17 protein-coding genes and 1 pseudogene are annotated in these 19,673 nt (G+C 57.0%); 9 read left to right on the forward strand and 9 right to left on the reverse strand.

From position 1 onward, the window contains the following. The first annotated feature begins 2 nt into the window (after positions 1-2). From ACZ3HH_RS04590 to hemE, 4 genes are all read left to right on the forward strand, one after another. Positions 3-1,589 (forward strand): AAA family ATPase, encoded by a 1,587-nt coding sequence (locus ACZ3HH_RS04590; protein WP_465803003.1) that lies wholly within the window; start codon positions 3-5, stop codon positions 1,587-1,589. A gap of 351 nt (positions 1,590-1,940) precedes the next feature. Continuing rightward, on the forward strand, positions 1,941-6,386 hold the full coding sequence (gene gltB, locus ACZ3HH_RS04595) for a glutamate synthase large subunit (protein WP_465803005.1): 4,446 nt from the start codon (positions 1,941-1,943) through the stop codon (positions 6,384-6,386). Positions 6,387-6,419: 33 nt separating this feature from the next. Then, positions 6,420-7,838 (forward strand): FAD-dependent oxidoreductase, encoded by a 1,419-nt coding sequence (locus ACZ3HH_RS04600; protein ID WP_465803007.1) that lies wholly within the window; start codon positions 6,420-6,422, stop codon positions 7,836-7,838. 246 nt (positions 7,839-8,084) lie between these two features. Continuing rightward, positions 8,085-9,152 carry a uroporphyrinogen decarboxylase gene (hemE, locus tag ACZ3HH_RS04605; RefSeq protein ID WP_465803008.1) on the forward strand — a complete coding sequence of 356 codons (1,068 nt, stop codon included), beginning with the start codon at positions 8,085-8,087 and terminating at the stop codon, positions 9,150-9,152. A 181-nt stretch (positions 9,153-9,333) separates the two neighbouring features. Here hemE and ACZ3HH_RS04610 read toward each other — a convergent pair whose 3' ends face one another. Beyond that, positions 9,334-10,560 (reverse strand): MFS transporter, encoded by a 1,227-nt coding sequence (locus tag ACZ3HH_RS04610; RefSeq protein ID WP_465803396.1) that lies wholly within the window; start codon positions 10,558-10,560, stop codon positions 9,334-9,336. A gap of 166 nt (positions 10,561-10,726) precedes the next feature. On the opposite strand from ACZ3HH_RS04610, the gene ACZ3HH_RS04615 reads away from it, so the two are divergent. Then, entirely contained in the window at positions 10,727-11,629 is a 903-nt protein-coding gene (locus ACZ3HH_RS04615) for a LysR family transcriptional regulator (protein WP_465803010.1), read from the forward strand. A 45-nt stretch (positions 11,630-11,674) separates the two neighbouring features. Here ACZ3HH_RS04615 and ACZ3HH_RS04620 read toward each other — a convergent pair whose 3' ends face one another. Both ACZ3HH_RS04620 and ACZ3HH_RS04625 read right to left on the reverse strand, forming a co-directional pair. Continuing rightward, positions 11,675-11,929, reverse strand: coding sequence for a hypothetical protein (locus ACZ3HH_RS04620; RefSeq protein ID WP_253417139.1), 255 nt, complete (start codon positions 11,927-11,929; stop codon positions 11,675-11,677). 36 nt (positions 11,930-11,965) lie between these two features. Next, positions 11,966-12,346, reverse strand: a complete 381-nt coding sequence (locus ACZ3HH_RS04625) for a DUF6124 family protein (protein ID WP_465803011.1) — start codon at positions 12,344-12,346, stop codon at positions 11,966-11,968. A gap of 413 nt (positions 12,347-12,759) precedes the next feature. Here ACZ3HH_RS04625 and ACZ3HH_RS04630 point away from each other — a divergent pair, with 413 nt between their 5' ends. Beyond that, a complete protein-coding gene (locus ACZ3HH_RS04630) occupies positions 12,760-13,356 on the forward strand; it encodes a helix-turn-helix transcriptional regulator (RefSeq protein WP_332731989.1) in 597 nt (198 codons plus the stop codon). After that, entirely contained in the window at positions 13,349-14,221 is an 873-nt protein-coding gene (locus ACZ3HH_RS04635) for a queuosine precursor transporter (RefSeq protein ID WP_465803012.1), read from the forward strand. Before ACZ3HH_RS04630 ends, ACZ3HH_RS04635 begins: the two co-directional genes overlap by 8 nt. 37 nt (positions 14,222-14,258) lie before the next feature. Here the strand turns inward: ACZ3HH_RS04635 and queC are convergent, their stop codons facing one another. The 5 genes from queC to ACZ3HH_RS04660 all read right to left on the reverse strand — a co-directional run bounded on the left by queC (position 14,259) and on the right by ACZ3HH_RS04660 (position 17,484). After that, complete coding sequence (gene queC / locus ACZ3HH_RS04640) at positions 14,259-14,957, reverse strand: 7-cyano-7-deazaguanine synthase QueC (RefSeq protein ID WP_465803014.1); 699 nt, start codon at positions 14,955-14,957, stop codon at positions 14,259-14,261. A gap of 221 nt (positions 14,958-15,178) precedes the next feature. After that, on the reverse strand, positions 15,179-15,457 hold the full coding sequence (locus tag ACZ3HH_RS04645; RefSeq protein WP_465803015.1) for a DUF6953 family protein: 279 nt from the start codon (positions 15,455-15,457) through the stop codon (positions 15,179-15,181). A 29-nt stretch (positions 15,458-15,486) separates the two neighbouring features. Continuing rightward, the gene (locus ACZ3HH_RS04650; protein ID WP_253417133.1) at positions 15,487-15,798 is read right to left on the reverse strand and encodes a (2Fe-2S) ferredoxin domain-containing protein; all 312 of its coding nucleotides are present in this window, start codon (positions 15,796-15,798) and stop codon (positions 15,487-15,489) included. A 19-nt stretch (positions 15,799-15,817) separates the two neighbouring features. Further along, entirely contained in the window at positions 15,818-16,714 is an 897-nt protein-coding gene (locus ACZ3HH_RS04655) for a DMT family transporter (RefSeq protein ID WP_253417132.1), read from the reverse strand. After that, a complete protein-coding gene (locus tag ACZ3HH_RS04660) occupies positions 16,714-17,484 on the reverse strand; it encodes an iron-containing redox enzyme family protein (RefSeq protein ID WP_465803017.1) in 771 nt (256 codons plus the stop codon). Before ACZ3HH_RS04660 ends, ACZ3HH_RS04655 begins: the two co-directional genes overlap by 1 nt. A 132-nt stretch (positions 17,485-17,616) precedes the next feature. On the opposite strand from ACZ3HH_RS04660, the gene ACZ3HH_RS04665 reads away from it, so the two are divergent. Together ACZ3HH_RS04665 and ACZ3HH_RS04670 are read left to right on the forward strand one after the other, a co-directional pair. Continuing rightward, on the forward strand, positions 17,617-18,531 hold the full coding sequence (locus tag ACZ3HH_RS04665; RefSeq protein WP_465803019.1) for a LysR family transcriptional regulator: 915 nt from the start codon (positions 17,617-17,619) through the stop codon (positions 18,529-18,531). Positions 18,532-18,543: 12 nt separating this feature from the next. Next, positions 18,544-18,692: pseudogene (locus tag ACZ3HH_RS04670) on the forward strand (DUF6124 family protein); the annotation flags it as partial. 162 nt (positions 18,693-18,854) lie between these two features. Here the strand turns inward: ACZ3HH_RS04670 and ACZ3HH_RS04675 are convergent. After that, positions 18,855-19,658 carry a hypothetical protein gene (locus tag ACZ3HH_RS04675; RefSeq protein WP_465803021.1) on the reverse strand — a complete coding sequence of 268 codons (804 nt, stop codon included), beginning with the start codon at positions 19,656-19,658 and terminating at the stop codon, positions 18,855-18,857. Positions 19,659-19,673: the final 15 nt, after the last annotated feature.

The raw sequence follows: 19,673 nt of genomic DNA on the forward strand, positions 1-19,673 counted from the left end.
CGATGACTAGTTTGCATGCCGACGAGGCTTTCCTCGGCCATTACCAGTTAAGTCATGACCCTTTCGCTCCACGGGTGCCTGGCTTCAAATTTTTCCCGGCCCAGCGTAAACCGGTGCTGGGACAGCTGCATCATCTGGCCCGTTACAGCCAGTTGTTGCTGGTGGTCACTGGCCCTCAAGGCAGCGGCAAAACCCTGTTGCGTCAGGCCCTGGTGGCCAGCACCAACAAACAGTCAGTGCAGAGCGTGGTGGTTTCCGCCCGTGGCGCGGGCGATGCAGCCGGTATGCTGCGTCAGGTGGCTCAGGCGCTGGACGTCGAGCAGGCCGAAATCGGCGCCATCCTGGCCCAAGTGGTACAGCTTGCCCTCACGGGGCAGGAAGTCTATTTGCTGGTGGATGATGCCGAGCAACTCGACGAATCCGCGCTGGAAGCCTTGCTGGCCTTGGCCGCTGGTGCGCCGGAAGGTCGCCCGCACGTGTTTCTGTTTGGCGAGTCCTCGATGATTGCTCAACTTGAAGCCCTGAGCCTCGAGGAAGAGCGTTTCCACGTTATCGAATTGCAGCCTTACACCGAAGAAGAAACCCGCGAATATCTGGACCAGCGTCTCGAAGGCGCTGGCCGGGGTATCGAACTTTTCACCGCGGATCAGATCTCTGATATTCACGAAAGCTCCGACGGTTGGCCTGGCACCATCAACCAGGTCGCCCGCGATGCGATGATCGAAGCCATGATTGCCAGCCGCTCAGCGGTGAAGCGTCCAAGTATGGGGTTCAACATGCCGAAGAAACACGTATTGGCGATTTCCGCCGTTGTCGTGGTCGCGGTAGCCGCCGCCTGGTTGATGCCGGGTCGCAGCAAAGCGCCGACCACCGGCGCGCCTGCCAACGAACAGGCGCAACTGCCGCTGGGCCAGGGCACGCCACAATCTGACAGTGGTGGCGCTCCCGCCGTGGAGTTCGCCGGTAACTCGCAGCCGATGCCGTTGCCGTTGGTCGGCAACTCGCAGCCGGTGATGCGTGGTCCATTGGCCGAAGCCGCCGGTGGTATCACCGAAGGCGACGACGGCGTGCCGGTCGAAGGCTCCAGCGCTACACCGCCAACCGTGACCACGACTGCGCCGCCTGCCGGCATCCAGCCGGGCCCGGCGCCAACGCCTGCCGCCAAACCGGTTCCAGCGCCGACTCAGGTCGCTACAGCCAAGCCCGCGCCTGCACCTGTTGCCAAACCGGCTCCAGCGCCCGCCAAGCCGGTCGCCGCCGCCAAACCTGCCGAGAAGCCTGTCGCTGTGGCTAAAGCAGCCGGCGGCAGCTGGTACGCAGGCCAGGCGTCGGGTAACTACGTGGTGCAAATCCTTGGCACCAGCTCCGAATCGGCCGCGCTGAGCTTCGTCAAGGAGCAGGGCGGCGAGTACCGTTATTTCAAGAAAGTACTCAACGGCAAGCCGCTTTACGTCATCACCTACGGTAGCTTCGCCAACCGCGATGCAGCCGTTACCGCCATCAAGGCCTTGCCAGCGAAGGTTCAGGCTGGTAAACCTTGGCCTCGCACTGTCGCCAGCGTCCAACAGGAACTGGCAACAACTCGCTGAAGATTCGGCGGCCTTACCCAGGCCGCCTCTCCAAGCACCTCAAAATTTCTGCAAGCGCATGCCGTCTCTCCAGGCCGCGTGCCTTGTGGTGTCTGCGTCACAGTGGTCTTTGAGTCGTTGCGGTCAAAATTAAAAAAAGTTTTGACTAGCACAGCATATCGCTTTAAACCTTTCACAAATGCGACATAGATTTGCGACATTTCGTCGTCAAATTTGTGAGCCTCAGTGTCGGTGTGTACAATGACCTCCCTTTTGCCCCCGCAAAGCTGGCGTACGTTCGGCGTGGATGGTAACCGGTTGAATTGAAAAGAAATTTGCCTCGACAAGAGGCAGCCTGGTGAGAAAGTGTCTATGAAAGCAGGTCTGTACCAACCAGATGAATTCAAGGATAACTGCGGTTTCGGCCTGATAGCCCATATGCAGGGCGAGCCCAGTCATACCCTTTTGCAAACGGCCATTGAGGCCCTGACCTGCATGACCCACCGCGGTGGGATCAACGCCGACGGCAAGACCGGTGACGGTTGCGGTCTGCTGATTCAAAAGCCGGATGTATTCCTGCGTGCGATTGCCCAGGAAACCTTCGGCGTCGAACTGCCCAAGCAATATGCCGTGGGCATGGTCTTCTTCAACCAGGACCCGGTCAAAGCTGAAGCCGCTCGCGAGAACATGAATCGCGAGATCCTGGCCGAAGGCCTGACCCTGGTCGGCTGGCGCAAAGTGCCGATCGACACCAGCGTCCTCGGCCGTCTGGCCCTCGAGCGCCTGCCGCAGATCGAACAAGTGTTCATCGGTGGTGAAGGCCTGAGCGATCAGGACATGGCGATCAAGCTGTTCAGCGCCCGTCGTCGTTCGTCCGTGGCCAACGCCGCTGACGTCGATCACTACATCTGCAGCTTTTCCCACAAGACCATCATTTACAAAGGCCTGATGATGCCGGCGGACCTGACCGCCTTCTATCCAGACCTGAGCGACCAGCGCCTGCAAACCGCAATCTGCGTGTTCCACCAGCGCTTCTCCACCAACACCTTGCCGAAATGGCCGCTGGCGCAGCCGTTCCGCTTCCTCGCCCACAACGGCGAGATCAACACCATCACCGGCAACCGCAACTGGGCCGTGGCCCGTCGCACCAAGTTCACCAATGACCTGATGGATCTGGAAGAACTTGGCCCGCTGGTTAACCGTGTAGGTTCCGACTCCTCCAGCATGGACAACATGCTCGAGTTGATGGTTACCGGTGGTATCGACCTGTTCCGTGGCGTGCGGATGATCATTCCGCCTGCGTGGCAGAACGTCGAAACCATGGACCCGGATCTGCGTGCGTTCTACGAATACAACTCGATGCACATGGAACCGTGGGACGGCCCGGCCGGCGTGGTCATGACCGACGGTCGTTACGCGGTGTGCCTGCTCGACCGTAACGGTCTGCGTCCGGCGCGTTGGGTCACCACCAAGAACGGCTTCATTACCCTGGCCTCGGAAATCGGCGTCTGGAACTACCAGCCTGAAGACGTGATCGCCAAGGGCCGCGTCGGTCCGGGGCAGATCTTTGCCGTGGACACTGAAACCGGTCAGATCCTCGACACCGATGCCATCGACAACCGTTTGAAGTCCCGGCATCCGTACAAGCAATGGCTGCGCAAGAATGCCCTGCGCATCCAGGCGACCATGGAAGACAACGACCATGGATCGGCGTTCTACGACGTCGACCAGCTCAAGCAGTACATGAAGATGTATCAGGTCACGTTCGAAGAGCGCGACCAGGTGCTGCGTCCGCTCGGCGAGCAAGGCTACGAAGCCGTCGGCTCGATGGGCGACGATACGCCGATGGCTGTGCTGTCCCAGCGTGTGCGCACGCCGTACGACTATTTCCGCCAGCAGTTCGCGCAGGTGACCAACCCGCCGATCGACCCGCTGCGCGAAGCCATCGTCATGTCGCTGGAAGTCTGCCTCGGCGCCGAGCGCAATATCTTCCAGGAGTCGCCGGAACACGCCTCGCGCGTGATCCTCAGCTCGCCGGTCGTTTCCCCGGCCAAGTGGCGTTCGCTGATGAACCTCGATCGCCCAGGCTTCGAGCGTCAGATCATCGACCTCAACTATGACGAGAGCGTCGGCCTCGAAGCGGCGGTGCGTAATGTCGCCGATCAGGCTGAAGAAGCCGTGCGTGCCGGTCGCACCCAGATTGTGCTGAGTGACCGTCATATCGCCCCGGGCAAGTTGCCGATCCACGCTTCGCTCGCCACCGGCGCGGTACACCACCGCCTGACCGAAAAAGGCCTGCGTTGCGACTCCAACATTCTGGTAGAAACCGCTACTGCTCGTGACCCGCATCACTTCGCGGTGCTGATCGGTTTCGGCGCCTCGGCGGTCTATCCGTTCCTGGCTTATGAAGTGCTGGGCGACCTGATCCGCACCGGTGAAGTGCTGGGCGACCTCTACGAGGTGTTCAAGAACTACCGCAAAGGCATCACCAAAGGGCTGCTCAAGATCCTCTCGAAGATGGGTATCTCGACCATCACGTCGTATCGTGGTGCACAGTTGTTCGAAGCCATCGGCCTGTCCGAAGAAGTCTGCGAACTGAGCTTCCGTGGCGTGCCAAGCCGCATCAAGGGTGCGCGTTTCGTCGATATCGAAGCCGAGCAGAAAGCCCTGGCGGCCGAAGCCTGGAGCCCGCGCAAGCCAATCCAGCAAGGCGGCCTGCTGAAGTTCGTCCACGGCGGCGAATATCACGCCTACAACCCGGACGTGGTCAGCACCCTGCAAGCGGCTGTGCAGCAGGGCGACTACAGCAAGTTCAAGGAATACACGGCGCTGGTGGACAACCGTCCGGTGTCGATGATCCGCGACCTGTTCAAAGTCAAAACCCTGGACACGCCGCTGGACATCAGCGAGATCGAACCGCTGGAATCGGTGCTCAAGCGCTTCGACTCCGCGGGCATCTCTTTGGGCGCATTGTCGCCGGAAGCTCACGAAGCCCTGGCCGAAGCCATGAACCGCCTCGGCGCGCGTTCCAACTCCGGCGAAGGCGGCGAAGACCCGGCGCGTTACGGCACCATCAAGAGCTCGAAAATCAAACAGGTTGCGACTGGCCGTTTCGGTGTGACCCCGGAATACCTGGTCAACGCTGAAGTGCTGCAGATCAAAGTCGCTCAGGGCGCCAAGCCCGGCGAAGGTGGTCAGCTGCCAGGTGGCAAGGTCAACGGTCTGATCGCCAAGCTGCGTTACGCAGTGCCGGGCGTGACCCTGATCTCGCCTCCACCACACCACGACATCTATTCGATCGAAGACTTGTCGCAGCTGATTTTCGACCTGAAACAAGTTAACCCGAAGGCTTTGGTCTCGGTGAAGCTGGTTGCAGAAGCCGGCGTCGGCACCATCGCTGCCGGTGTGGCCAAGGCCTACGCGGACTTGATCACCATTTCCGGCTACGACGGCGGTACCGGTGCATCGCCACTGACCTCGATCAAATACGCGGGCGCACCGTGGGAACTCGGCTTGGCCGAAACCCACCAGACCCTGCGCGGCAACGACCTGCGCGGCAAAGTGCGGGTACAAACCGACGGCGGCCTGAAAACCGGCCTCGACGTGATCAAGGCTGCCATCCTCGGCGCTGAAAGCTTCGGCTTCGGCACCGCGCCGATGATCGCGCTGGGCTGCAAGTACCTGCGTATTTGCCACCTGAACAACTGCGCCACCGGCGTCGCGACTCAGAACGAGAAGCTGCGTAAGGATCACTACATCGGCACCGTCGACATGGTGGTGAATTTCTTCACCTACGTCGCCGAAGAAACCCGTGAGTGGCTGGCCAAGCTGGGCGTGCGCTCCCTCGAAGAGCTGATCGGTCGTACCGATCTGCTGGACATCCTCGAAGGCCAGACCGCCAAGCAGCAACACCTGGACCTGACGCCATTGCTGGGCAGCGATCACATCCCGGCGGACAAGCCTCAGTTCTGCCAGGTGGACCGCAACCCACCATTCGACAAAGGCCTGCTGGCCGAGAAAATGGTCGACCTGGCCACTTCGGCCATCAACGACATGAGCGGCGCCGATTTCGCGCTGGATATCTGCAACTGCGACCGTTCGATCGGCGCGCGGATCTCCGGTGAAATCGCTCGCAAGCACGGCAACCAAGGCATGGCGAATGCGCCGATCACCTTCCGCTTCAAAGGGACGGCCGGTCAGAGCTTCGGTGTGTGGAACGCTGGCGGCCTGAACATGTACCTGGAAGGCGACGCCAACGACTACGTCGGCAAAGGCATGACCGGCGGCAAACTGGTCATCGTTCCGCCGAAGGGCAGCATCTACAAGACTCAGGACAGCGCCATTATCGGCAACACCTGCCTGTATGGCGCCACCGGGGGCAAGCTGTTCGCCGCCGGTACCGCGGGCGAGCGTTTCGCGGTGCGTAACTCCGGTGCTCACACCGTCGTGGAAGGCACTGGCGATCACTGCTGCGAGTACATGACCGGTGGTTTCGTCTGTGTGTTGGGCAAGACCGGTTACAACTTCGGCTCAGGCATGACCGGCGGTTTCGCCTACGTGCTCGACCAGGACAACACTTTCGTTGACCGGGTCAACCACGAACTGGTGGAAATCCAGCGGATCAGCGGTGAGGCGATGGAAGCCTATCGCAGCCACCTGCAACGCGTGCTGAACGAATACGTCGAGGAAACCGACAGCGAGTGGGGTCGTAACCTCGCTGAAAACCTCGATGACTATTTGCGTCGTTTCTGGCTGGTCAAGCCCAAGGCTGCCAACCTGAAATCGTTGCTTTCCAGCACCCGTGCCAACCCGCAGTGATATGCGCCTGAAGAGTTTGATGAGGTTTTAACAATGGCTGAACGTCTGAATAACGACTTCCAGTTCATCGATGTCGGGCGCAAGGATCCGAAGAAGAAACTGTTGCGTCAACGCAAGAAAGAGTTCGTGGAAATCTACGAACCCTTCAAACCCCAGCAGTCGGCCGACCAGGCCCACCGCTGCCTGGGTTGCGGTAACCCGTATTGCGAATGGAAGTGCCCTGTGCACAACTTCATTCCGAACTGGCTCAAGCTAGTGGCCGAGGGCAACATCCTTCAGGCCGCCGAGCTGTCGCACCAGACCAACACCCTGCCGGAAGTCTGCGGCCGGGTTTGTCCCCAGGATCGTCTGTGTGAGGGTGCCTGCACCCTTAACGACGGTTTTGGTGCGGTGACCATTGGTTCGGTCGAGAAGTACATCACCGACACCGCATTCGCCATGGGCTGGCGCCCGGACATGTCCAAGGTCAAACCGACCGGCAAGCGTGTCGCGGTTATCGGCGCGGGCCCTGCCGGCCTGGGCTGTGCCGACGTGCTGGTACGTGGCGGCGTGACCCCGGTGGTATTCGACAAGAACCCGGAAATCGGCGGTCTGCTGACCTTTGGCATCCCCGAGTTCAAGCTGGAAAAGACCGTGCTGAGCAATCGCCGCGAAGTCTTCACCGGCATGGGCATCGAGTTCCGCCTGAACACCGAAATCGGCAAGGACGTGACCATCGAGCAACTGCTCGAAGAATACGATGCCGTGTTCATGGGCATGGGCACCTATACCTACATGAAGGGCGGCTTTGCCGGTGAAGATCTACCGGGCGTGTATGACGCGCTCGACTTCCTGATCGCCAACGTCAACCGCAACCTGGGCTTTGAAAAGTCGCCGGAAGATTTCGTCGACATGAAAGGCAAGAAGGTCGTGGTGCTGGGCGGTGGCGACACGGCGATGGACTGCAACCGTACGTCGATCCGTCAGGGCGCCAAGTCGGTGACCTGTGCGTATCGTCGTGACGAAGCAAACATGCCGGGCTCGCGCAAAGAGGTGAAGAACGCCAAGGAAGAAGGCGTGAAATTCCTCTACAACCGTCAGCCGATCGCTATCGTGGGTGAAGACCGCGTCGAAGGCGTGAAGGTGGTCGAGACCCGTCTCGGCGAACCGGACGCCCGTGGCCGTCGCAGCCCCGAGCCGATCCCGGGCTCCGAAGAGATTATCCCGGCCGACGCCGTGGTCATCGCCTTCGGTTTCCGTCCAAGCCCGGCGTCGTGGTTCGAACAGCACAGCATCCAGACCGACAGCCAGGGCCGCGTTGTGGCCCCGGAACAAGGTCAGTACAAGCACCAGACCAGCAACCCGAAAATCTTCGCCGGTGGCGACATGGTGCGCGGTTCCGATCTGGTGGTAACGGCGATCTTCGAAGGCCGCAATGCCGCTGAAGGAATCCTGGACTACCTGGGCGTCTGATCACTTTCCAACATTGGAATGCAATACCTGTGGGAGCTGGCTTGCCAGCGATAGCATCACCTCGGTCTGACTGAAAGACCGAGGTGCCCGCATCGCTGGCAAGCCAGCTCCCACAGTGTTTTTTGGTGTAACGAAAACTGCATTCCACCGCGACAAATTGACCCGATAGACAAAAGGAACGGCTCTTACCGTGCCTTTTGCGTCGCGCTCTGAGAAAATGCCCGCACTTTTTTTCCGGATGCCGACATGACTGCCCTGAAGAACGACCGTTTCCTTCGCGCCCTGCTCAAGCAACCCGTAGACGTCACCCCTGTGTGGATGATGCGTCAGGCCGGTCGCTACCTGCCGGAATACCGCGCCAGCCGTGCCAAGGCCGGCGACTTCATGAGCCTGTGCATGAACCCGGAGTTCGCTTGCGAAGTCACGATGCAGCCGCTCGACCGCTACCCACAACTGGACGCGGCGATCCTGTTCTCTGACATCCTGACCATCCCCGATGCCATGGGCCAAGGCCTGTACTTCGAGACCGGTGAAGGTCCGCGCTTCAAGAAAGTCATCAGCACCCTGGCCGACATCGAAGCTCTGCCGATTCCTGATCCGCACAAAGACCTCGGCTACGTCATGGACGCAGTCAGCACCATCCGCCGCGAACTGAACGGCCGCGTGCCGCTGATCGGCTTCGCCGGCAGCCCATGGACCCTGGCCACCTACATGGTCGAAGGCGGCTCGTCGAAAGACTACCGCAAGACCAAAACCATGCTCTACGACAACCCGCAAGCCTTGCACCTGCTGCTGGACAAGCTCGCGCAGACGGTCACCAGCTACCTCAACGGCCAGATCATGGCCGGGGCGCAAGCAGTGCAGATCTTCGACAGTTGGGGCGGCAGCCTTTCGGCGGCGGCGTACCAGGAATTCTCCCTGGCCTACATGCGCAAAATCGTCAGCGGCCTGATCCGCGAGCACGAAGGCCGCAAAGTACCGGTCATCCTGTTCACCAAGAACGGCGGCCTGTGGCTGGAAAGCATCGCTGACGCTGGTGCTGATGCGCTGGGCCTGGACTGGACCTGCGACATTGGCGAAGCCCGCCAACGGGTCGGCAGCAAAGTCGCCCTGCAAGGCAACATGGACCCGACCGTGCTCTACGCCAAGCCAGAAGCCATCCGCACCGAAGTCGGCCGGATCCTCGCCAGCTACGGCAAAGGCAGCGGCCACGTGTTCAACCTCGGCCATGGCATTACACCTGAAGTTGATCCGGAGCACGCAGGCGCTTTCTTGCGCGCGGTGCATGAGCTGTCGGCGCAATATCACGAGTGATCGTCGCCCGATAAAAAACGCCCGGCATTTGCCGGGCGTTTTTGTTTGTGGTTCAGAAAATGATAAGTGGATGCAGTTCATTGTGGGAGCGGGCTTGCCCGCGATGGCGTCATCTCATACAACACATATGCTGAACCGACCATCGCTATCGCGGGCAAGCCCGCTCCCACAGGGTTGTGCGTCACGCCTTCAAATTCTCCAACGGCGGCAACTTCGCCAGCTTCAACGCCACCAACAGCGCAATTACCAGCAATCCGCTGATGAACAACCCGATCCCGTTCCAGCCCCCCAAATGCCAAGCCACGCCGCCCGCCGTACCCGCAATACTCGAACCGGCGTAATAGCTGAACAGATACAGCGACGACGCCTGTCCTCTGGCCTTGATCGCACGACGGCCAATCCAGCTACTGGCCACCGAATGCGCCCCGAAGAAGCCGAAGGTAAAGATCAGCATGCCGAGAATCACCAGCGGTAACGGCGTGAACATGGTCAAAGCGATGCCCGCGAGCATGACCACGATGGTTGCCCAGAGCACTTTGCGCCGGCCGAGCTGGTCGGCCAGGGCGCCGATTTTCGCCGAGCTGTAGATGCCCGACAGGTACACCACCGAAAGCAGCCCTACGAAGGCCTGGTCCATATGGTACGGCTCGGCCAGCAAGCGATACCCGATGTAGTTGAACAGCGTGACGAACGCGCCCATCAGCACGAACGCTTCGACAAACAACAGTGGTAGACCAGCATCGCGAAAGTGCATGGTGAAACCGTCCAGCAAGCTACGCGGATGCAGCGAGCGGGCGCGGAAGTTGCGCGATTCCGGGAGGATTTTCCAGAACACCGCTGCGGCAATCAGTGCCAGACCACCGATGACCAGCATCGCCGTGTGCCAGCTGACGAAGTCGATCAATACCCCGACGATCAACCGTCCACACATGCCGCCGATGGCGTTGCCACCGATGTACAAACCCATGGCCAGGCCAAGGTGCTGCGGGTGAATTTCTTCGCTCAGGTAAGTCATCGCGACCGCCGCCAGACCGCTCAACGACAGCCCCACCAGCGCCCGCATCACCAGCACGCCTTGCCAACTCGGGATCATTGCGCTGGCCATGGTGCAGAGAGCGGCGGCGAACAGTGCGGCGACCATCACCGGTTTACGCCCGATGCGATCAGAGATCGGGCCGGTGATCAGCAAACCGATGGCGAGCATGCCGGTGGCGACCGACAGGATCAGGCTGCTCTGGGCCGCGTTGATGGAAAACTCGCGGGACAGCAGCGGCATCATCGGCTGCACGCAATACAGCAAGGCAAAGGTCGCGAAACCGCCCGAGAACAGCGCCAGCACCGTGCGCATAAACATCGGTGTGCCTTTTTCGATGTAGATCTCCTTTAGCTCGGCGACAACATCGTCCACCGCTGCGGGCGGAACTTCATGGGCAAGTGGAGCGACAGCAGTTTTCACTTCGGACCTCGGGGGGCGCAGCCGGTCAGGCAATGAAAAAAGCATATAGCTGCCTAATGATTCAATCCAATATATTGTTCGACCTATTTGATAGGTTGTACGACCTAATGGAGTTTTCATGGAATTGCGCCACCTGCGCTACTTCATCGCCGTCGCCGAAGAACTGCACTTCGGCCGCGCCGCCCAGGTGCTGGGCATCTCGCAGCCGCCGCTGAGCCAGCAGATTCAGGCGCTGGAGCAGGAAGTGGGGGCGCGTCTGTTCGAGCGGACCAATCGTCGGGTTGAACTCAGCGAGGCCGGTCGGCTGTTTCTGGAAGAGGCGCGGTTGGTGCTGGCTCAGGTCGACAAAGCGGCGGACGTTGCACGACGGGCACAACTCGGTGAGTTGGGTGAGCTGAAGATCGGCTTCACCTCGTCGGCACCGTTCAACTCGACCATTCCCCAGGCAATTTTCTCGTTTCGCCAGCGCTTTCCGGCGGTGCATTTGCATCTGCGGGAAATGAGCAGCACCCAAGTAGCCGATGCGCTGGTGGATGAGTCGATCGAAGTCGGCATCATGCGACCGCTGGGGTTGCCGGACTCGCTCAGCGTGGTGGAACTGACGCGCGAGCCACTGGTGGCGGTGCTCAGCTCCAAGCATCCGCTGGTGAATGGCAGCGAAGACGGCCTGTTCCTGTCAGCCCTGGCCCTCGAACCATTCGTATTTTTCCCACGCAGCTATGGCAGTGGTTTGTACGCACAGCTGCTCAGCCTGGCGCGGGATGCCGGTTTCAGCCCGCACTTCGCCCAGGAGGCTGGCGAGGCAATGACGATTATCGGTTTGGTGGCGGCGGGGCTTGGGGTGTCGGTGTTGCCGGCGTCTTATCAGCGGATGCGCATTGATGGTGTGGTCTATCGGCCTTTGCTCGATCCGGAAGCGGTGTCGGCGGTGTGGCTGGTACAGCGCAAGGATCAGAAGTCGCCGATGGCGAAGGCGTTTGTGGAGTTGTTGACGCGTAAGGTTGAGCCTTTGAAGACGTAACGACGGGTAACCTCAGTGAGGTCACCCGTTTTTCTTTACCAGGCACTACACCGAGACCTGCACCTGCAATCGTCGACCAATGACATCCATCAAATCGCAGCCATCGCGCAACGAAGTCACCAACACCCGCGCCAGCTCACTGTAAATGCCCTCGCTAGACGCGAAATTTTCCAGCAGTTGGGTCGCGGTGCGAATGCGGTAGGCCGCGGTTTCGTGCAACACGTCCAGCGGTGCTTCGGTGTCGATCACCAACGATGCGATGGTGCAGTCGATGCCGGTGATAGGCATGTATCGATCCATGACGAGAAACCTCCATTTGGTAACAGAACGTACTACTCAGCATTGGCTGTTTGAGGGAGCTGCTGACCCATCGGACAGCTCCAGTTTGTCTAGCACCCGATTGACCAATAACTCCCCCAGCACGGCCAGTTGCTGGATGGCCAACGCCACATTGTGGCGCGAGCCTTCGAGTTCGCCAGCCAGATCGGTGCTCATGACATTCAGCGATGCGAGGGTTTCGCAGGCATGACAGAGCAGAGATTCCGTGTCGGCATCCGGGACGATGGTGAAGACGTGGCTGACAGGGTCGGGACGGTCTGGATGGCGCAGGCGGGCGCTGACGCGACGTTCGGTGATTTCGGAGAGCTTGGGTAAATCGACGGTGTTGTCGGATGATGAATTTTGCGAATCCGAGGGGGTAGGGGGGATCTTTTTCATATTGGAATTCCCTTCAAGATTTAAGAAGCCACTAGCCCCATGCAGTAAGCCAAGATTGATTGGCTGCGTGCAAAGGAGAGTGGAGCGGTAGATTTATTACCAGAAAATTCTATTTGATTAATCAAATAAATGAACATTTGCATAATTAAATGATTCATTTCTTGTCAAGTAAATTCTGTAGGGGTTTGCTGTAAGAAATGAATGTGGGAAGTTTCGCAAGGTTGAGTGATCAATAACAACGGGATGGCATTTCAAGAGTCGGGAGTGAAATATTATTTAACGATTGTTTGCCATGTTCGCGACATTAATTTTTGTACAGCTCCTGGAGGTGTAGGATGCTGGTATCTCACAGCGGCGCCTCTGTAGTTTCAGCAAGGGTGCAGTTGGCTCAAGCAATAAGTGGTTGATATTTAATGTATAAGAAAGAAAAAACAGAAAATTTGAAGAATAATATTAAATACTTGATAAAAAGTCGTGGGGAGACGCAGCTGTCCTTGTGCAATGCAAGTGGATTAACCAGAACTACGATATATAACATCCTGGAAGGGAGAGTGGTGAATGTTCAACAATCTACAATTCGCAAGATTTCTGATTTCTTTGGTGTGTCTTACAAAGAGATAGAGACTGTTGATTTTGAAGAAAGGGAGATCATAGAAAATAGCGTATCTTTGCAAGGCAATATGAACCCAGCAGCCGTCCCTATCATTAAAGAGAGCTTGCTTGAGCAGAGTCTTGGCAAGAGGATTGGCGAATTGGTCGCAACCCATCCGCTGACTTACTACTTCGGTACGGCCTGCAATTTAATCGGTGTGCTTCTGGAGAATGAAATTAGCGGTGTGAATGAGTCGGGGGATTTGTTAATAGTTAAGAAGGGTTTGCCGAGTAGCAATAAAGAAAAATTGGTGTACGACAAGACGACGAAACGGTTGTCCATAACCAGTGAACCTTGCTGTTGCTCTGACGTTGTTCTTGTAATTGGGGAGTTAATGGAGGAGAGGTTCAATGGATAGTGTTTCGGAAAACAAAAAGTATAAGCTGTTAGGGTTCGAGAATAGTAAGGGACTTGCCGTTGTCATGATTGTCTCAACGGGAAAGGTCATCAAAGTTAGGCTCGATGATTTATTGAAAAGTGAAATAGTGGATGATTTAAGCAGGTCAGAGATGAAGTCGGTGTACAGGAAGTTTTATTCTGGCGGGGCTGCATTGACAGCGTATGAGGTAAATGATCGGCATGAAAGGTCGTGGATGGTTTATGTCGCTCTCAATCTACTGCTGTTTGCACTATATATCTTCACTAATATTGCCGCGACAAAGCTTGTGTATATTGAATTGCTTGGTGTTGTCGTGACGCCTGGAGTTTTTCTGTACCCGCTGACATTTTTAATAGTCGATATGTTAAATGAGTTTTATGGTCTTAGATTGGCAAGAAAAGCCATATTGTTTGCATTCGTAAGTAATGCGCTCATTACTGTTTTGCTGAGTGCGACCAGCTATCTTCCTGGCTTGTCAGGTTGGAAGCTTGATGCGCCTTACAGCGAAGTCATGACGCACGTGTCCTCGGTGTTGGTAGCATCCTCAGTGTCTTTTATTTTTTCTGAATATGTAAATTCATTTTTGCTGAGCAAAATAAAGGAGCTTACGAATGCAAGGTTGTTATTTTTGCGAGTGTTTTTAAGTACGTTTTTTGCGGTGATAATAGATAGTTTTATTTTTTGTTTTGTTGCATTTTACGGCACCATGACGAATGCGGAGTTACTTAATATCGTTTATGTCCAGATCGCCATAAAAATGTGTTTCGCTGTTTTTAACGTTTTGCCTGCGTATGGAGCAAGATCCTTGTTTAAGAGGTATGTGGCTGGAACACAGGCTGCGTAAAAGGCAGGGGATGAGGCTCCCCCTGCACGGTTAAACGCTATTTAATTTGCAGTTTTTCCTTCAGGCTTTTCATCACCGTTGATTTGTTTTCGAGATACTCATTAAAGCCTTTTGCTCGAAGATTGCACGCCTCACAGTCACCACATCCACTGCCTTTTACTCCGTTGTAGCAAGTCAGTGTGTGGTGCTGAATCAATTCAAGCTTTCCATAATGATCGGCCAGAGCCCAAGTTTCAGACTTGTTCAGCCACATGAGCGGTGTTTCAATTCGTAATTTATAGTCCATCCCCAATTCAACGGCTTTATTCATAGCCTTGATAAATTCATCCCTGCAGTCCGGATAGCCTGAAAAGTCGGTTTCACAAACACCTGTGATTACAGTCGTAGCGCTAACTTGATAGGCATAAATAGACGCCAGCGTTAAAAAAAGAATATTTCGACCGGGTACGAAGGTGTTTGGCAGGCTCCTCCCTGAACTGGCGGTGGTTGGTACTGGAATGTTGTCGCGAGTCAGGCTGCTGATCGCTAACTCATTTAATAATGAAACGTCGAGCACCTTGTGCGCTGTCACACCAAGTTTTGCCGAAAGCTGTTGCGCCACTTCAACTTCTGCGCGATGGCGCTGACCGTAATCAAATGTAATGCAGTGAATTTCATCATAAGTTTGCAGTGCATGGATCAAACAGGTTGTTGAGTCTTGTCCGCCACTAAAAACGATGACCGCCTTGTTATTCATGCTGTTCTCTTCCTTGGGATAATCCCGACATGTCGCTGGGGAACATGGACCCTACCGGGAAGCTAAAACTCTGGCTGTGGGACGTTTCCGAAATGACATGCTCCGCTTTCCCTTTGTTTCTTGGCATCCTTGCGCTCATTGCTTTTGTAGAAACAGACGATGTTGGTCACAGCGTTGTTTGTCGTTTGATGCAGACTGATGATTGCCGTCGGGATATCCTGTCAGCGGCTCACGCGTATCCCCGCTGGATCTTGTGCAGTTCTTTGCCTCCAAAGTTGAAAGCTTCGGCTCCATACCACGTACTCAGCAGTCAGAGCTTTAAAGGCTTCGAGGATTGGTTTGTTCACGGCCCAGTTGCCGTGGCGATTTTGGTACACATGAGCTTCACCGAACATCAGACGGATCTCCCGAGCGGCGAAGGCTTGCGGTAGATAGTCTTGTTTACGGTATTCGGCCAACATCCATTGGGCGATGCGCATGTCTTCATCTGTCCAGGTCATGGCGTGGATTCCTGCTTAGGCCACTTGGGTCACAACGGCTTATCGGGACGGAAGAGGTGTTGATTGAGAATGCGTTCAACCTGTTGCGGCGTCTTGCACGAGAACCACAGGTTAGCTGGGTAAATCACCATGACCGGGCCGTGGTCGCAGCGGCCCAGGCAGCCCGATGCGTTGGCGCGCGATGTTCCTGGTGCACCCATTTTGGCGAGCTTGCGTTTTGCTGCACTGAGCAATTCATGAGCGCCTGAGCCCGAGCAACTACGGCGACCATCAGGGCGCAGGTTGGTGCAGATCAGCACATGGTGTTCGTAGGCCAGGGTCGGATTTTCTGCATCATTCATAGGTGGTCACGATCTCTGTTCAAACTTTGTCGGCAGGAACCGCGACTTGCGATGGTTCCAGATTGAGGGCGAGTACGCTCGTCAGCACAATGATCGTTCCGACGATGACCATGGCCGAAGGGCGTTCACTCAGAACCAACGAGGCCATCAACATGGCTGTGGGCGGTATCAGGTAAAGCGAAATGGAGGCGCGGCTCACATTGCTGTGCGCCAGTACGTATGCCCAGGCGAGGTACGCAAGGGCGCTGGGGAAGATGCCCAGAATGAGCACCGCCAAGTTGGCCGAAGTTGAAGCGTTTTGCGCTTCGCTCCACAGGCCCGGGACATACACAAGGAGCAGCACCGTGCCGGACCAAATGGTGTAACACACCATCGTCAGCCCGTCGTAACGTTGGGAGTGGCGTTTTTGCAAGGCGAAATACAGACTCCAGGACAGCGCCGCCAACAGGATCAGCAGCCCGTGCGCGTCCAGCTCACCAAAACCACGGTCCCCGGTGACTACCACAGCGGCACCGAGTAGGCCGCACAGCACACAGATCCATTGCCAGCCGTTCACCCGGTCCTTGAACGCGAAATGCGCCAATAGCGTGCTGAACAGCGGCGTGGATTGTGCCAGTACGCTGGCGGCCCCGGCGCTAACGCCTTGTTGGCCATAGTTGAGGGCTATGTGATGCAGGCTGACGGCGAGGAATCCCAGCACGGCCAGCAGTGGCAGGTCTTTAAGGCGGGGCAGGGAAATACGCACCACCAACGCGACCCCGGCCATGAACGTTGAGGCGATGAGAAATCGCACCAGCGCGAGATGACCGGGCTCGTAAGCCTTTAGCCCGATGTGGATTCCAATGGGGGAATAGGCCCAGCAAAGGATTACAAAAACCGCCGCCAAAGCGACTTTTACGCTGGGCCTTGTATTCATCAAATCGTCATCCCGGACGCAACACGATTTTGCACGCTGGGCATGGCACGGGCTATACCGTTCCAGTACTGCTCGGTGATGACCAGGAAGCGGTTGAACGACGCGCTGACTTCCTCTATGTGCTGGTCGGTGGTGCATTCCTGGGTGGCGGCTTTCACGGCCTGGATCTTGTGTTCTTTTTCCGCATCCCCGATGTGGATGTAGAAGTACTCGCAGTGCTCATGAAAGTCGTCGTTATTGGCATACAGGTGCTGATAGTTACGTGCTCCTTCGTACAAACGGGTGAGCATCGAATAGGCCAGCCACTCCTGAGCCAACAATGTGCCGAGCACGTGGCGCGGATTATTGCTGTCACCACCGTCGGTATAAAGACTCAACTGCTCGCGGCTGAACGCAATAGTGCTTTCAAGCACAGGCACGGACATAAGTTCATCCATGCTGTACGGTCGATCAGCGAGACGACTGAGAAGGTCAATCAAATAACTTTCCAGCAGGGCAAGGTGGGCCTTTTCCGGGTTGCCGTAGCCCATCTCGGAGTACAGGTTTTTGACGATTTCGACCTGAGCGTATAGGTCGTCAGTGCCTATAAATGACAGGGCAACCATACGAGAGGTCTGCGTGGTACGGGCCAGATAGTTTCGAGCAAACACCTCAACGTCGGCGAGGGGGAGCGAGCCACCCATCCATCGTTGGTAGAACGCGTTATTCAATGCTTTATGGGTGAACACACTTTCGGCGAGGGACTGGATTTTTCGCTCAACTAACTCCATAAAAAACTCCTGCTCATCAAGGGATATGAAAGGGCGACGGCGTCACGCGATGCGCGCTAATTGGAGTATCAAAAACACGTCACATCACTACAAGTGACTTAAACTGATCTGAACATTCACTCTGGGTGAGTCATGGAATTGTCCCAACTGCGCATGTTCAAGACGGTTTACGACCTTGGCAGCATCGCGCGCGCCGCCGAGTTGTTGCACTGCGTGCCGTCCAATATCACCGCACGCCTCAAATCCCTGGAGCGGGAGCTTGGCACGCCACTGTTTTTCCGCGACGGTCGAGGGCTGCGGATCACTCCTGCCGGGGAGGTATTTCTTGATTACGCGACGAAAATCCTGGGTTTGGCTGATGAGGCCCGGCGCGCGGTAGCGCCTACCAATACGCCTGGCGGCCCTCTGCGCATTGGCGCCATTGAGTCTAGTGCTACGGGACGGCTGCCCCGGTTATTGGCCAAGTACCATGCGCTGTACCCGCAGGTGTCGCTGGAGTTGAGCACTGGCACTTGGGCTCAACTGCTGGACGATACGCAGCATCACCGACTTGATGGGGTGATCGTGGCGGTGAACATTGAACGCCCCGGGCTCAAGCGTGCAGTGGTGTACCGGGAAGATTTAATCCTCATCGCGTCCGCGTCCCATGGTCCTTTACGTCAGGCGGCGGATCTGCAAGGTAAGGAGATTTTCATGTGGCCCCCGGGCTGTCCGTACCGCTTCGCGCTGGAGCAGTGGCTGTTGCGCCATGAGCAGGTGTTGCCGATCGTCAGCATCGCAAGCTATGGCGCCATAGTCGGATGTGTCAGTGCAGGTGCCGGCGTTTCGCTGGTACCTCGCGGGATCTATGAGCAATACCGCCACAGTGCAGGTTGGCAAGGATACGAATTCCCGGAACTGACGAGTATCGACAACCTGTTTTACTGGCATGAAAACTCAGGTCGACACCCCGCTCGGGAGGCGTTTTTGGCGCTACTGCAGACAGAGTTCGAGGGCCCAACGGCATTGGAACGGGAGACCTGTGTACCTCAGGTAGAACCAGACTGACCGGAATTTGCCGCACTGGCCTCGGCGAGGGTGATGCTCAGGATTTTGCAGGGTTGATGGAGGAAACACATCGCAACACCCTGTTGGGGATTCAACAAGTGATCATGCTGGGGGAATTGGCGGTGAATCGGGCGCTGGATAACCTCGATCCGCCTGGCTAGATTGCCAAACCCTGTGGGAGCGGGCTTGCTCGCGAAGGCGGTGTATCAGGCAACGATGATGTCGACTGACACGGCCTCTTCGCGAGCAAGCCCGCTCCCACAGGTTGTGCACTTTAACTGACGGGCATTGGGGCAAGCCCCCTCGCCACGATTTTTCGTGTATCAGTCCACGTGCGCCAAATCACCACGCAACGCCACGCTGGATACCACCAGCCCGGCGCGGCACTGGAATTTTTCGGTGTCTTTGTAGAGGTCGCGCTTGTCGACACTGGCGATGTTGATCACCGCGTTTGCATCGGCTTTCTTCGCAGCGTCCTGCAAGGTCGCCAGGGCCGATTGCAGAGCCCAGAAGCAGGCGTCCTGATCAGATTTATTGGAGCCGTTGGTCTTGCGGCTGCTGCTCACGGTGTCGAGTTTTCGCACCTGCTTGGGCAAGGTTTCGCCGGCCAGGTAGAACTTGACGCTACCGTCCAGCAGGCCGGCGTCGGTGGCACGTTTTACGCCTTCGCGAAAACTCAGATAGGTCGGCTCTTCGGCGCCTTGCTTGATGATGCCCAGTTCATTGACCTGCTCGATGGTTGGATCGAAGGACAGCTCTTTGAGGACGTTGTCACGCAGTTTGTTGACCCAGCGGTTGTAGTTGCCGTGGATCTTGCCGTCCTTGTAGTCCAGGCCGTAGCTGCTGCGGTAGTCGATTTCGAACGAGGTCGGGGTGAACGGGATATCGACTTCGGCGTGGTGCCGGCCACGCACGGTGATGGCGGCCTTGATCATGCCCGGACGTACCGATTGCACGACCCATTCGCGGTCATTCAGGGCGGTAACGATGGCGCGGCTCATCTGCGATTGGGTGAAACCCAGGTCGGCGGAAAAGTCTTCCTTGGCGTTATACACCGGCTTGCTGGTGCAGCCGCCGAGCACAAAGGCCAGGGCCAGCAAGGCGACTATGCGGTGAAACTGAGTCATTCCCTTCACTCCATA

It is taken from the genome of Pseudomonas sp. PME37.24/025 (assembly GCF_055556615.1).

Bases quoted from the DNA above. Each gene is read 5' to 3' on its own strand.
- hemE (WP_465803008.1), top strand. From the start codon at position 8,085: ATGACTGCCCTGAAGAACGACCGTTTCCTTCGCGCCCTGCTCAAGCAA.
- ACZ3HH_RS04660 (WP_465803017.1), bottom strand. From the start codon at position 17,484: ATGGAGTTAGTTGAGCGAAAAATCCAGTCCCTCGCCGAAAGTGTGTTC.
- ACZ3HH_RS04655 (WP_253417132.1), bottom strand. From the start codon at position 16,714: ATGAATACAAGGCCCAGCGTAAAAGTCGCTTTGGCGGCGGTTTTTGTA.
- ACZ3HH_RS04650 (WP_253417133.1), bottom strand. From the start codon at position 15,798: ATGAATGATGCAGAAAATCCGACCCTGGCCTACGAACACCATGTGCTG.
- gltB (WP_465803005.1), top strand. From the start codon at position 1,941: ATGAAAGCAGGTCTGTACCAACCAGATGAATTCAAGGATAACTGCGGT.
- ACZ3HH_RS04665 (WP_465803019.1), top strand. From the start codon at position 17,617: ATGGAATTGTCCCAACTGCGCATGTTCAAGACGGTTTACGACCTTGGC.
- ACZ3HH_RS04590 (WP_465803003.1), top strand. From the start codon at position 3: ATGACTAGTTTGCATGCCGACGAGGCTTTCCTCGGCCATTACCAGTTA.
- ACZ3HH_RS04625 (WP_465803011.1), bottom strand. From the start codon at position 12,346: ATGAAAAAGATCCCCCCTACCCCCTCGGATTCGCAAAATTCATCATCC.
- queC (WP_465803014.1), bottom strand. From the start codon at position 14,957: ATGAATAACAAGGCGGTCATCGTTTTTAGTGGCGGACAAGACTCAACA.
- ACZ3HH_RS04635 (WP_465803012.1), top strand. From the start codon at position 13,349: ATGGATAGTGTTTCGGAAAACAAAAAGTATAAGCTGTTAGGGTTCGAG.
- ACZ3HH_RS04675 (WP_465803021.1), bottom strand. From the start codon at position 19,658: ATGACTCAGTTTCACCGCATAGTCGCCTTGCTGGCCCTGGCCTTTGTG.
- ACZ3HH_RS04630 (WP_332731989.1), top strand. From the start codon at position 12,760: ATGTATAAGAAAGAAAAAACAGAAAATTTGAAGAATAATATTAAATAC.
- ACZ3HH_RS04620 (WP_253417139.1), bottom strand. From the start codon at position 11,929: ATGGATCGATACATGCCTATCACCGGCATCGACTGCACCATCGCATCG.
- ACZ3HH_RS04600 (WP_465803007.1), top strand. From the start codon at position 6,420: ATGGCTGAACGTCTGAATAACGACTTCCAGTTCATCGATGTCGGGCGC.
- ACZ3HH_RS04615 (WP_465803010.1), top strand. From the start codon at position 10,727: ATGGAATTGCGCCACCTGCGCTACTTCATCGCCGTCGCCGAAGAACTG.
- ACZ3HH_RS04645 (WP_465803015.1), bottom strand. From the start codon at position 15,457: ATGACCTGGACAGATGAAGACATGCGCATCGCCCAATGGATGTTGGCC.